Origin of the sequence: Rhizorhabdus dicambivorans (assembly GCF_002355275.1) — a bacterium.
Lineage (GTDB): Bacteria > Pseudomonadota > Alphaproteobacteria > Sphingomonadales > Sphingomonadaceae > Rhizorhabdus > Rhizorhabdus dicambivorans.
Map to the genome: position 1 here is coordinate 4,122,502 of NZ_CP023449.1, position 13,659 is coordinate 4,136,160.

Annotated in this window: 9 protein-coding genes; 2 read left to right on the top strand and 7 right to left on the bottom strand. The window is 59.0% G+C overall.

Translation table 11 applies throughout. From position 1 onward, the window contains the following. Positions 1–103: 103 nt before the first annotated feature. From CMV14_RS19405 to CMV14_RS19420, 4 genes are all read right to left on the bottom strand, one after another. Complete coding sequence (locus CMV14_RS19405) at positions 104–1,426, bottom strand: LLM class flavin-dependent oxidoreductase (protein ID WP_066961406.1); 1,323 nt, start codon at positions 1,424–1,426, stop codon at positions 104–106. An 89-nt stretch (positions 1,427–1,515) separates the two neighbouring features. Further along, positions 1,516–3,681 (bottom strand): BamB-related PQQ repeat family beta-propellar protein, encoded by a 2,166-nt coding sequence (locus tag CMV14_RS19410; protein ID WP_083215765.1) that lies wholly within the window; start codon positions 3,679–3,681, stop codon positions 1,516–1,518. Then, the gene (locus tag CMV14_RS19415) at positions 3,665–5,092 is read right to left on the bottom strand and encodes an amidohydrolase family protein (RefSeq protein ID WP_066961411.1); all 1,428 of its coding nucleotides are present in this window, start codon (positions 5,090–5,092) and stop codon (positions 3,665–3,667) included. Before CMV14_RS19415 ends, CMV14_RS19410 begins: the two co-directional genes overlap by 17 nt. A 132-nt stretch (positions 5,093–5,224) precedes the next feature. Beyond that, the gene (locus CMV14_RS19420; RefSeq protein ID WP_192876297.1) at positions 5,225–7,354 is read right to left on the bottom strand and encodes a TonB-dependent receptor; all 2,130 of its coding nucleotides are present in this window, start codon (positions 7,352–7,354) and stop codon (positions 5,225–5,227) included. Between the two features lie 329 nt (positions 7,355–7,683). On the opposite strand from CMV14_RS19420, the gene CMV14_RS19425 reads away from it, so the two are divergent. Together CMV14_RS19425 and CMV14_RS19430 are read left to right on the top strand one after the other, a co-directional pair. Further along, positions 7,684–8,331, top strand: a complete 648-nt coding sequence (locus CMV14_RS19425) for a TetR/AcrR family transcriptional regulator (protein WP_083215767.1) — start codon at positions 7,684–7,686, stop codon at positions 8,329–8,331. Positions 8,332–8,925: 594 nt separating this feature from the next. After that, on the top strand, positions 8,926–10,311 hold the full coding sequence (locus tag CMV14_RS19430; RefSeq protein ID WP_066961416.1) for an MFS transporter: 1,386 nt from the start codon (positions 8,926–8,928) through the stop codon (positions 10,309–10,311). A gap of 92 nt (positions 10,312–10,403) precedes the next feature. On the opposite strand, the gene CMV14_RS19435 is transcribed toward CMV14_RS19430, so the two are convergent. Genes CMV14_RS19435 through CMV14_RS19445 form a run of 3 tightly spaced genes read right to left on the bottom strand, consistent with a single transcriptional unit; the run spans position 10,404 to position 13,566 of the window. Beyond that, entirely contained in the window at positions 10,404–10,970 is a 567-nt protein-coding gene (locus CMV14_RS19435; RefSeq protein ID WP_066961421.1) for a nitroreductase family protein, read from the bottom strand. Between the two features lie 56 nt (positions 10,971–11,026). Then, complete coding sequence (locus CMV14_RS19440) at positions 11,027–12,097, bottom strand: amidohydrolase family protein (RefSeq protein WP_083215769.1); 1,071 nt, start codon at positions 12,095–12,097, stop codon at positions 11,027–11,029. Next, positions 12,094–13,566 (bottom strand): aldehyde dehydrogenase family protein, encoded by a 1,473-nt coding sequence (locus CMV14_RS19445; RefSeq protein WP_066961423.1) that lies wholly within the window; start codon positions 13,564–13,566, stop codon positions 12,094–12,096. Before CMV14_RS19445 ends, CMV14_RS19440 begins: the two co-directional genes overlap by 4 nt. Between the last annotated feature and the right edge of the window lie 93 nt (positions 13,567–13,659).

Consider the following 13,659-nt stretch of genomic DNA (forward strand, 5'->3'; position numbering starts at 1 on the left):
CTCCAGAGCAGCGGGGCTCGAGGGGTCTGGCTTCTTCAGCCTATGCCCCGCGCCTCCGATATCACCGCACGGCTCCACGTCGCCGACGGATAACCCTATATGCTCAATCCCAATCTGATCTCGGCATCGGCAGGCCAATATTCTCCCGAAGCGTCGTACCTTCATATTCCGTCCGGAACTTGCCGCGCCGCTGAAGCTCGGGAATCACAAGGTCGACGAAGTTCTGGAGGCCGCCCGGGGCGACCCCGCTGAGGACTATGAAGCCATCGCAACCACCATATTCGTGCCACTCGATCATTCGCTCGGCGATCTGCGGGCCCGTCCCTTTGAAGATCGGATGGCCGAGACCTGGCACGACCTGCCGCACGAACTGGCGGATCGACATCGGGTTCTTCCGGATCCGATCGTTGAAAATCTTGCGAACACTGCGGATCATATTGCTCGTTTCGGGCAGGAACGGCATCGGATCATCGAGCGGATGCTGCGATAGATCATATTCGACCGTCTCGGACAACATGGCCACGCCATGGCTATCGGGGATGAGCGCGTCGAGTTCGGCAATTAACGTATCCGACTCTTCGATCGTCTTTCCGGGGTAGGCCATGATGCCGCAGAACATTTTCAGCTCTTCCGGTGAGCGGCCATATTTGCCCATACGCCCCTTGATGTCATCGTAAATCGACTTGGCGATGTCCTTGTCCGTCGCTCCAAAGAAAACGCAGTCGGCGGATTTCGCGGCCAATTCCCTACCGACTTCGGACTGACCGGCGTGGAAGAGCACGGTATGCCCTTGCGGCGATCGGGCACAGTTCAACGGCCCCTTCACGCTGAAATGCTCTCCATCATGGTTGAGTTCACGGACGCGATCGGGATTCAAGAAGTGACCGGTGGTCACATCCTGAACGAAAGCATCGGGCGCCCAGCTGTCCCAGAGGCCAATCGTAACGTCGACGAACTCCGTCGCGCGCCGATATCGCGCGTCATGCTCCATGACCTCCTGCCCGAAATTATTCGCATCTTCGGGATAGCCCGAGGTTACGATATTCCACCCTGCCCGCCCATGACTGATCAGATCGAGCGAGGCGAATTTGCGCGCGAGCGTATAGGGTTGTTCGAAGGTCGTCGTAGCCGTTGCGACAAGGCCGATATGCTTGGTCCGCATGGCGGCCGCGGAAAGCAGCGTGAGCGGCTCATAGCCGCCTGGCCGCGCTGTTGGGGTGTTACGCGCGAACAACTCCCTGTTGTTGAGGTGCTTAACCGAGTTTACGTCGGCCAGAAAATAGGCATCGAACTTTCCGCGCTCGGCCAGTTCGATCATATGGAGCTGCGCCTCTAGATCGCCCACCGTGTGGTGAAATGCGTCGGGATGACGCCAGCCGCCAAGATGAGCACCGATCGGAAGGGCAAGTGCTACGAGATGAATCATACGACCTCCGGATTTGGCGAAAAGCGCGAATGAACGGCCTCGGGCCGTTATGCCTCCCCATCGACCTTGAAACGGTCACTCGCGACATTCTATTTTGGATCTGGCGGGCTGGCTGTCGCGAAGCTGAGCGAGGCGACATAGGCCGCGAGCCGTCCGATCTCGGTTTCACTCAGCATAGTCGAAAAGGATGGCATTCCCCCGCGCCCCTGCGAGATCGTCCGGGCGTTCTTGCCCGCATCACTGGCCTTTTTCAGCGAAGCCCCATAGCCCGTGCCTTCTCCGGCGGGACCGTGGCAACTCGAGCATACCCGCGTAAAGTCCTCGCGCGCGATGCGCATATCCTCTTCGCCCAAGCCGACCGGTATGGTGACAGTCTGCGGTCCGTGGTTGCCTGCACCACCCACATCGGCGACCTGCCGAGCAGCAGAGACCGGTTCCAGCTTGCCGTCTAGCGAAAAAAGCCAGAGGCTGTCCCCCTTCGCGGTTCCGGCAAAAAGATTGCCTGCCGAAAGCGAGACGACATATTGCTTCCCGCGATATTCAAAAACGGTTGCTGGAGCATTAGCCCCCGCTCCTGTCTGAAATTCCCATAGGAGCTTGCCGTCGCTGCTATCCAGCGCCGTCATTCGGCCATCGTTTCGGCCGACGAACACCAATCCGCCAGCCGTGGCGACGGAACCGCTATAACATGCGCCGTTCCATCGCTGCTGCCAGACGAGCCGGTTGGTGGTGACGTCGAGTGCCGCGAACACGCCGAACTCGGGCTGGTCAATGAAATGGAACGTGCTGCTTCCCACGAAGAATTGACCGGGGCGCCATCCTCTAGGATCGCCGTCACGATCGCCACCCGTATAATATTGCGCCTTGTCGGTCGCACAGATGAACATGCGGTTGGTGGTCGGATCGAAGGATGATGGCGGCCAGTTGGCACCACCTCTGGGCGCGGGCTTCATCAGCGCGCCATCGAGCCAGAAGGGCGTAAATATCTTTCCACCATTTTCGAGTTTGTAGCCTTCGGGGGCGATATCGATCTCTTGTGGGACGAAGGCATCGCCGATCGGATAGGGCTGGGTGGCGGCGGTCTTCTGCCGTGCATCCTGCGGCACGGGCCGCTCCTCAATGCCGATGAGCGGCTTCCCTGTAATCCGATCGAGAATATAGACCCAGCCTGTTTTACCCGCGGCTGCGATCCCATGCCGCATCTCATTGTCCACGGTCGCATCGAACAGGATGACCGGATTGGTCATGTCATAGTCCCAGATGTCGTGATGCACGGCTTGAAAGTGCCACCGATAACGCCCCGTCTTCGCCTCGACCGCGACAACGGAATTCGCGTAGAGGTTGTCACCCGCGCGAGGCGCCCCGTTGAAATAACTGCCAGGACCGGACGTTCCGAAATAGATCAGGCCGAGCTTCGGATCGACCGCGGGGGTCATCCAGACATTTGCACCGCCATATTGCCAGAAATCATTGTCTGCCGGCCAAGTGTCATGGCCGGGCTCCCCCGGTCCGGGGACGGTATAGAAGGTCCACACCGGCTTTCCGCTCTTCGCATCATAGGCCTTGACGCGGCCTCGCGAACTTCGCGCCGACCCACCGAAGCCGGTGATGATCAGGCCGTCATAATAGAGCGGCGCGCCGGTGATCGTGTAACCATCTTGCCAGCGCTCGGCCTGTACCGACCAGGCGATCTTGCCTGTCGCTTGGTCCAGGGCTACGAGTTTGCCATCGAGCTGCCCGACATAGACGCGCCCCTCTCCGATCGCGACACCACGGCTCGCCCAACCGCAGCATACCGCCGTCGCGATCTTGGGATCGAGCTGGGCGACATATTTCCACAGCGTTTTACCGGTTTCGACGCTGACGGCGAACACATCGTCCGCACCGGTAACGACGTAGATTACCCCATCATGGACGATGGGCTGCGCCTCTCCGGAATATTGCGGGCCGATCCCCGAGCCATCGAGATGCTTCTCCCATACGCCGCGCAGTTTGGAGACGTTTTGCCGGTTGATTTCGGTGAGCGACGAGTAACGTTGATTGAAGATATTGCCGCCCGGCGTCAGCCAGTTCGCCGCGGGTGCCTTCACGAGCGTGCCAGCCTTCAACGCCTCGATCCGGGGGGGCTGCTTCGGTTCCACGCCGTAGCCTCGGGCACATAACGAAACACCGGCGATAGCAGCCAACAGCCAGACGGCGGCACGCGATGATTTCATCCTTGTTGCGCTTGACGGCATATCAGGCCGCCTGACCATCTGCCGCAGCCATGCGGCTGCTCAATCGCCCGTAAAGCTCCTCGGTCGAAAGGTCGAAGCCGCCTTGTTTCGCGGCTTCGGTACGAACGTGACGAGACGTCTGTTCGAGCAGGGCACAGGCGCGCCTTTCATCGGCCAGAAGGCGGCCATCGCGTTTGACGACACGACCTCTCACCAGGACCGTGTCCACGACATGCGTTCCAGCCTGCTGGACGACCGTCGCGCTGGGGTTGCCGCGATCCCAACCGACCATTGCGATTCCGTCTGCGCGAAGGAGGACGACATCCGCGTCCTTTCCAGGCGTCAGCGATCCGATGCGGTCCTGCAGTCCGACAGCGCGCGCGCCGCCCATCGTACCCCAATAGAGCGCCTCGGCGCAGTCGATGCCCGTCCGCGAATACAGCGCACCAGCATGGGGAGCTGCGAGTTTGGCACGCTCGATCTGGAGCGCCATGCGCATCTGGGTGAACAGGTCACCACTATTGTTCGCAGTGATGTCGACGCCGATGCTGATGTTGACGCCGGTAGCCTTTGCGGCCGTAATCGGCGGCATGTTCATGCCCATCTGCAATTCGGTTTCCGGCGTGAACGACACGTTGACGCCGGCTTCGCCCAAGCGCTGCCACTCGCTTTCCTTGGTGTAACCCATATGGACCAGGGTGAGGTCCGGCCCGAGCAGTCCGAACCCGTCTATGAGTTCCACCTCGCCAGGATATTCGCCATCGCCAACGGTGTAGCCATTGGCGTGGACGAAGATCGGCGCGCCGAAATGCCTGGCCAGTTCGAAGCTTTTCACGACCGAATCCCGACTGGTCGGCCAATAGGCCATCTCTTCGGGACATACGCCCAGAGTGACGAGCTCACCGGGTGCACTGAATTGCCGCGTGCCGAAATCCTCCAGAAAAGCTAGCCGCGACTGCATGTCCGCAAAGCCCGACCGCGCCGGCAGGGTCTGGTTGAAACTATAGCACCAGATCGCACGCACGCCTGAATCGCGAAGGCCCTGCACGGCCTGCTCAGCATGTTCCGGGCTGATGACGTTGTGACAATAATCGGCGACCGTGGTGACGCCCGCGTTGAGCGCCTCAAGCCCGCCCTGCAGCGACGTGGCGTACATGTCCTGCGGGCGGAGACATGTCGAAGCGAGAACCAGCATGTTGCCGGCAAAGTCCAACAACGCCCAGTCGGCGGTAGAAGAGCGCAGGGCTCCTTCCCAGAAATGCCTGTGCGTATCGACGAAACCGGGAATGGCGATGCAGCCAGTAGCGTCGATCGGTTCAGCACCTTCGGCTTCTATCGAGATCCCGACAGCGCTGATGACTCCGTTTTCGATCAAGATGTCCCCGCCGTCGATATCTCCGATCGATGGGTCTACCGAGACGACGAAAGCATGCTTGATCAGTGTCTTCACGCGAGCCTCTTTTGAAATAAACTCGGCCATTTCTCGACGGGACCAGCCCGCCAATCCGAAGCCGGTTCGAAAAGCGGAGCTGGAGCGTAGCGGTGTCTCCGCCACGCTCCAGTTCGAGTAGTTTAAAGACGTCTAGAAGTTAAATTGTACGCTACCTCCAAATGTCCGTGGCGGCTGAAGAGAACCGACCGATGGCGAGCCGAACAGGGCGGCCGTCACCACGCCGCTGGTACGGACATTCTTGTTCGTGATATTTTTCATGAAGAGCGAACCGACCCACTTCTTGTCGGAGCTCTCGATATTGAGATAGGCGTTCGCCTTGGCGTACCGCGGCTGCGCGTCGGTTTCATTATTATAGGCGGTGAAATAGGTCTTCCCGACCCAGTTCACCTCGCCACGCAACGTCATCGAACCAAAGCTAAGGTCCGTCCGATATTCGGCACCGGCGACGATGCTGAACCGCGGGGCCTGGACCAGCCGGTTTCCGTTGAGGTCGCGTGGCGGATTGAGCGGGAAGGATGGATCTTCCGATGTGTAATCGTTGAACTTGGAATAAAGATAGGCACCCGAGAAATCGAGCCAGAACTGATCGGTCAGCGGATAATTGACCTCTACTTCACCACCATAAAGCGTCGACGATGCCGCATTCTCGATGGTGATTGTGGTGGCCTCGGTGATTGAAACCTGCATATTCCTATAGTCATAGTAGAAGCCAGATAGGTTGAATCTGCCTCCCCCCGGCAGACTGGCCTTCACGCCAGCCTCATAAGCCCAGACCGTTTCGGGATTGAACGGCGGCTGCGTGGATCCGCCATTATATCCGCCGCTCTTGAAGCCTTTCGAAACCGTCGCGTAGCCCATGAACGAGGGCGCGAACTGATATTGAACGCCAGCTTTCGGGGTAAAGGCATCCCAGCTTTTGGAATCGATTACGGTGAACAGTTTGATCGGCGGATTATTCGGCGAGTAGGGACGCGAGAAGTCCAGCTGGAGCCACGTGTTGATGTTCTGCCGCTCCCATCCATAACGGCCGCCCAGCGTGAACGTCAGCTTGTCGGATACCGCGATATCAATTTGCCCGAACGCAGCATATGCCCGTGTGTGGAGGTCCGAAAACGCCTCATATCCCTGAAGCTGAAGATTGGGTCCGCCGAGATTGAGCGCGTTGAACGGTATGATCCCGCCGCCCTTGATTTTTTCGTCGAAGAAATATCCGCCGACGATCCATTTGCTGTCGCCTAAGGTTCCGGTGAGTTGAAGCTCCTGTGTGAACTCTTTGCCGGTCTCGTGGAAGTCCGTGGGGCCGAGCGCGATGTTGGTGAGGTCGATATCGACGACGTTCTGGGAATCGGCATATCGGTAACCGGTGATCGAGCGGAACGTGACCGCCCCGAAGTCGAACTCCATATTCGCCCTTCCGCCGGCAAACTCCGCCTTGTTGCGCGGGTCGAACTCGCTGGAGATGTCGCGGACGTCAGTCGCCACGATGCCCCCGAAGCGACGACCCGCCAACGGTACTGCCGGATTGGACTGACCGAAATAATGTAGTCCGTTATTGTGATCGTTGCGGCGCGCATAGTCTGCGGTCAGGTCCAGCTTGAAGCTTTCGCTCGGCTTGAACGACAGCGAGGCTCGGACCGACTGGTTGCGGGCATCGTCGATGTCGGTGCCGGTGATGATGTTCTTGCCATAGCCATCATGGTTGTTGGTCATGAAGGCAATGCGTGCCGAGACAGTGTCGCTCAGCGGACCGCTGACGGCGCCCTCGGTGATGACCGTCGCATAATTGCCCAGCGTGACCCGACCATAGCCCTCCAGCGTGTCGGTCGGCGCGCGGGTGATGACGTTGATCGAGCCGCCGGTGGCGTTGCGCCCGTAAAGCGTGCCCTGCGGGCCGCGCAGCACCTCGATGCGTTCGACGTCGAAGAAGGTGCCCGAGGTCGAGCTGGGGCGCGCGAAATAAATGCCGTCGACATGATAGGTGACGCGCCCCTCGGTGCCCTGGCCGATCGAGTCGAAACCGACACCGCGGATGGCGATGCGTGCATTGCCGCCATAATAGCCGAAGGTCAGGCCGGGAACCGTCGCCGCCAGCGCATCGACGTTGTTCACCTGCTTCTCGGCAAGCCCCTCGCCACTGATCGCCGCGAGAGAGATCGGTACCTTCTGAATCGATTCCGACCGCTTCTGGGCAGTCACCACGATATCGCCCGCATTGGCCACCTCCTCGGCAGCAGCCTGCGCATATACAACTCCAGGCATCGTAACGGCGGTCGCTGCGGTCGAACTCAACATCAACGCGATCAATTGTCCCTGCTTCATCCCTACCCCTCTCCATGTTGCGTATTTTTTGTTTTGCGATGGCCGCACAGATGCCGTAGTCGACCTATGATTATCGCTAAATGGAGATATTATCGATAAATATGCATCTGTCTACGAATTTTTATGCAGACGTCCAAAGCCTGCGATTACAGGTTACTCAATGATGTGACGCTATACCCGGTTACCGATCGGAGCGAAATCTGCTCTGCACGGCTGGCCGGAACACATAGACGCTCCACCTCGGCGACACTCTGGCGCGAAAAGGGCAAATGAAAGCTGACTCTAATCCGGAACCTCAGGTCGGTGCGCCGCGCGACCGCATATTGCGTGCGGCGGAACATCTCTTCGCGGTCAAGGGCTTGCACGGTGCAGGACTGCGGGAGATTGCTCGAGAGGCCGACGTCAACGTCAATTTAATCACATATTACTTCAGGACAAAGGAAGAGCTCTACCTGCAGGTATACCAGGTTCGCTCTCTGCAAATTAACGGCTTGCGTGAAAAGCTGCTTGAACAACTGGATTTGAAATACTCCCCCGCCTCACCGCCAGTAGCCGAGATTCTCCGGGCATTCGTGCATCCCTTTTTCGACCTTAAGGCAAAAAGTCCGGATGTTTGGACCAACGTCGTGCATTCTTACATGCGCGAGATCGGCACCGACGTCTGGCGCACCATCAATGAGAGTTCGCTGCAACCGGCGGTGCGCCGCTTCACGACCGTGCTCCATCGTTCGCTGCCCTCCGCGCAGCGCAGCGACATCGTGTTCATCCTAGGAATGGCGGCCTACAGTTCGCTCATCGGCGCCGCTCCCAGCGATCCAGCGTTGATCGATGATGGTCTTCCGCGGAACCTCCCGCTGGCCGAAATAGAAGATAAGCTGGTTCTGGCACTGACTGCAGCCGCTCACGCGCTCTCGTGAATACCGGCGGTCGGGATTGAGGGGTGTTGCGTCGTCCAGATCAACCGCAGTTGGTCGGAACAGACCGCAAGCCTGTGCGGCGACGATTAAAGAAGACGTCTAAACGCCCCCCGTTAGATCGATGGGCCCCAGCAACCTGCGGCTAGAAGGTTCTCAGGATTAGGCGCTTTCGAACTCGCGATCGACGCGAGACGATCCACCGACGGACATCTTTGCGATTCTCCGCTGTGTGCGGGAGCTCCGAAGCATGACTTAAATGGTAAGAGGTATTTCTTTAGGACCCACCGCCATAGGCCCAGCGGTGGACGTCGGGGCCCGCTCCGCGCCGAATACTCAATTCTGCCGATAGCGGATCGAAGACAGCGACGCCGCTCAAGTGGGTTTTATCCTTGGGATTTTGCGGATTGCGTCATATCAAAGCGATATTTCCAAGCCGACGATGCGTTGGCGTTTCGATGCGGTGTTGGTAGGTTATCCCGCCATCACTGTTGTCATCACACAAAATAGGTATCTATATAGCATTGATTGAGCGACCGGGTTGCAGCCGGAGTTTGGATATGGCGGGCCGTCATCGGCTAGCAAGGGAGCAAACTGGTGAACAAGGCTGATGTTGAGCAGGTCCAAAAGCTCGAGAACTGCGATCCGCCCTACCCCTCTTCTAGCGCTGTTGGATACACCGTCGGGGTCCTGACCATCGGCTTCGTCGTCGCCTATCTCGATCGCCAAGTCATATCGATCCTGTTGGAGCCGATAAGGTTATCCTTGGGCCTGACCGATACGCAGCTCAGTTTAGTGCAGGGTTTCGCTTTCTCGCTATTCTTCGTCTTGGCGGGCATTCCAATCGGCCGTTTGGTCGACAGGGCAAATCGTCGCAACGTGCTGATCGGCGGCCTGATATGCTGGACGGCCGCGACGTTCGCCTGTGGTTTGGCGCAGAACTTCTGGCAGTTGTTCCTCGCGCGGATGCTCGTCGGTATCGGAGAAGCCTGCCTCGCACCTACCGGTTATTCGATCGTTGCCGACATCGTGCGCCCCGGGCGGCGTGGATTAGCGATGGGATTTCTGACCGGAGGCACCGCTGTCGGCGCCGCCGGCTCGATCTTCATTGGCGGACTGCTCCTGGAAATGTTTGCAGAAGGCCTCCATATCGCACCCCTGGGCCATGTAGCCTCATGGCAAATCGTGTTCTTCCTGGTCAGCCTGCCGGGCGTCCCGCTTATCCTGATGCTCTTCACGGTCGCCGAACCGGCCCGACGCGAGAAGGTCGCCATCGGACCCTCGGATGCCACTTTCGTTCAGTTCGTCCGCCGCCACCCCGCTGGTTTCGGCCTCACATTCGCGGCTTTCGCCTCCAATTTGATATGCGGGATCGCCACCATGGTTTGGATACCGGTCGTTCTGATGCGAATCTACAAGGTCCCGGCTGTCGAGCTCGGCGCCACCATCGGCGCGCTCATGCTGGTCGTTGGCGGTCTGGCTTCGACGATAGGGGGGGCCGCCGGCGACTGGCTGCAAACGCGGGCTCCATCCATTGGCAGGCTGGGCGTGCCGTTGTTGGCGTTCCCGCTGCTGATCTTGCTAGCGCTGTTCTGGTATTTCGTGGAGGGTGCGACGCCGACGATCATATATTACGGCTTGTCGTGCGGCTTGGTCGGATCGATAATCAACGGATCGTCTTTTTCCGCGATCAACCAGATGGTGCCGAACAATATGCGCGGCCAGGCGGTAACCGCCTTTCTCGTTGTCGGCAATTTCGCCGGCCTAGGGCTAGCGCCAACCGCCGTGGCACTTGTCACGGATTATGTGTTGAAGGATCCGATGCAGGTTCAGCTTTCGGTGATCCTGGTGGCGATACCCGCGCAGATGACCGGTCTACTGCTCACCCTTCTTGCGCTGAAGCCTTATCGTCGCACATGTGAAGCGGCCGCTGCCATGACGCAGGCGTCGACTGCTATGGTTGGTTCTACAAAGCCGATATAAGGCCGGCTTTCAGCCATGGTCCGGAAGCGGCCAGAAAAATGCTTCGCTGGATCGCGGGTACGTCAGCAGCCTCAGCGGACCATACGCACGCTTCAGCCGCCGAACTGGCCGGCAAACAAGACTTCGGCGAGGGGCTTGCGGTCGCTCATCACCTCGCGGTCGCGTAGGTCGCTCGGCAAACGCGATCGATCGCCCAACTTCCCGATCGCAGCAGCGGCCTCGATCCGGAAGTTCGTCGGCACCTTCAACGCTTCAGGCAGCCTGTCAAAATCCAGACCTGTCATGCCATGGGCGTGAAGCCCCATCATAGACGCCTGCAGTGCCATCATCGCCCAAGCGGCACCCGTATCGAAACTATGACTCCGCGACGGCTTTTCGCCGATGTACTGGTCGGACACGAAGAATATCAGCGCGCCAGCCTGCTCGGCCCAGGACCGATTGAACGGGATCAGCAGGGAAAGGAACAGACCCCAATGATCATCGCCGCGAAGTGAATATATCATCCGCCACGGCTGATGATTGAAGGCGGATGGCGCCCAATGAGCAGCATCCGCGAGAATCTGCATATCGGCTTCGGTAAGCGACGACCCATCGAATGCACGTGGTGACCATCGCGTGAGGAACACCGGATCCATCGCCGTTTCCGAAATACGTACCATCGAGATCCCTTGATTATCTGATCGCGCCTCGATTTGTTGCTGCGACATCCGCACCGTCAGGCGTCCGGCAAGGCCAACAATCGCCGCGCATTTTTGGACGTGACTGCCGCGCGATCATCGTCGCTGAACGCATGCGCCTCCGCCAACAGCGCACCCGGACGATACTCTCCCATATCGAAGGGATAATCGGATCCGATGACGATCTGGCCAATACCCACGGTCCGCGCAAGCTGCTCCAAAATGCTCGGATCGTGGACAACGGTATCGTACCAGATCCGCTTGAGATAGTCGCTCGGCGAGCGCGCCATCGTCCGGCAGTCCGACCGAACGGCATATCCGTGATCGGATCGCCCGAAGAAACTCGGAAGATATCCGCCGCCATGGCAGGCCAGCACCTTTAAATCCGGAAAACGATCGAACACGCCGGAAAAGATCAGCTTCGACAGCGCGATCGTGGTTTCCAATGGTTGCCCGATCAGATTCCCTAGATAGCTGTCCTTGAGCCGGTCCCCCATGTCCGTACCCATTGGATGGACGAAGATGACCGCCCCCGTTCGCTCCGCAACCTTCCAGATGCAGTCGAAAGACGGGTCGGACAGATCTCGTTCGTTGATTCGGGTGGATATCTCGATGCCCTTGAAACCGCGATTCATGATATCGGCAAGCTGTTGGGCCGCTTGCTGCGGATGTTGCATCGAGACTGCGCCGAAGGCCAGGAAACGGCGATCATTCCCCTTAAAGATCGCCTCCAGATAGTCGTTCTGGATCGCGACGAGCGCGGCGCTGAGCTCCGGATCAGCCCAATAATTGAAATGGAAGGGGGAAGGGCTAAGCACCTGGGTGTCGATGCCCATCAGATCCATGTCGGCAAGCCGGGTATCGATGTCCACCAGCTTGGGTATCAGGCTCTTCAGCGCTGCCGCGTTGAGTTCGATGGTAGCTTGGCTGAATCCCGCCATCTGGCGCTCGGCGGATATCTTGGCCATGGGATCCTGGCTCGCCAGCTTGTCGACGTCCGGAATGGCCAGATGGCAGTGTACATCGATGGCTCCGGAGCCGAGCTTAAGTCCACCTACCCCGGTGGGTGCGACGCTCGCGCAGCCGCAGCGGTAGAGATGACCGCTCATAGCCCGGTGTCCTGTACAGCGCTCCAATAGGGAAACGATCCTAGGCCCGAAGGCGTCGAGATCACCTTGATTCGTCCGTAATCCTTGAGCGTCTCAATCGCATGCTCGCGGCCATACCCACTGCCTTTGGTTCCCCCGAAGGGTACGCCAAAGGTCCTGCGATAGTAGTTGTTTATGAAAACCATGCCCACATCCATATGGCGCGAAATACGAAGCGCCGTGGGATGATCGCGAGTGAAAATCGCGCACGTCAGCCCATAATCTGTGTCGTTGGCAATCGAGATCGCTTCGTCCTCGGTCTCGAATGCGATGACGCAGACGACCGGACCGAAGATCTCTTCTTTGGCGACACGCATCGACGGCGCGACATCCACCAGCATGGTCGGTGGCACAAAATAGCCGCCCTGGAGGTCGTCATCGGTCGGCAGCTTGGCCTGCGCAGCAATCTTGGCCCCCTCGCGCACACCGATCTGAATATATTCGAGCACCTTTTCCTGCTGACTCTTCGTCACCAGCGGCCCGACATGCGTGCCCGATACCATTCCCGAACCCACGTTGAGGCTCGAGATCGCGGGCGCCAGTTTGGCAACGAGCCGATCCTTGACTGACGCGTGGACCAACACACGCGACAGCGCGGTGCAGGCCTCTCCCTGATTGAAGAAACCGCCTTCCACGATTGCCTTCGCCGCCTCATCCAAATCGGCATCCGCCATGACGAAAACAGCATTCTTTCCACCGAGTTCCAGCAGTGTCGGCGTCGTGTTCTCCGCGCTTGTGCGGACGATCGCGGCGCCGGTGGCTGTGGCTCCGGTGAAGGATATTTTCCGGACCAACTTATGTCCTGCCAGGGCCGCTCCGGCACTTTTCCCAACGCCCGGCACGATGTGAACTACGTCCGGCGGCAGAACACTCTGGATGATATCGACGATACGCATCACGCAAAGCGGTGTCTGCTCGGGAGGTTTGATGACGATCGTATTGCCCGCGGCGAGCGCCGGCGCGATCTTGCCCGCCGTATGCACCGGCGGCCAGTTGAAGGGTATGATCGCCCCGACAACGCCATAGGGTTCGATGATGGACGAAGAGAGGATCAGCCCGGAATCATAAAGATTGCCCGGGATCTTTCCGGCGAGCGAACCGAAAAAACTGAAGATTGCGATACAAGCTTCGACATCCATCCGCGCCTGGTCGAGCGGTTTCCCATTCTCCAGCGTCTCCAACTCGGCGATAGCATCGATATCCTCGCGTACTTTTCGAGCGATCTCGAGCAGCATCATGCCCCGTTCCACCGCAGGGCGCCAGCGCCAGTCGGTCCGAAATGCCTTGTCGGCGGCAATGACGGCGGCGTCCACCTCCGCGGCTCCCCCACCCTGAACGGTGGCGATACGCGCGCCGGTCGCTGAGTTATGGACGTCAAACTGGTCGTCCCGACTGTTCGAAGACCATCGTGTGGTGGTCAGTTCGCTCACTTATCTTCTCCTGAAGTAACTTGTCGCGGTCATTCCCCGGCGCGATCCTTTCGGGCCAAAAGGCCGATCGGTGTCTCAGCGTGCGGAAAGCTT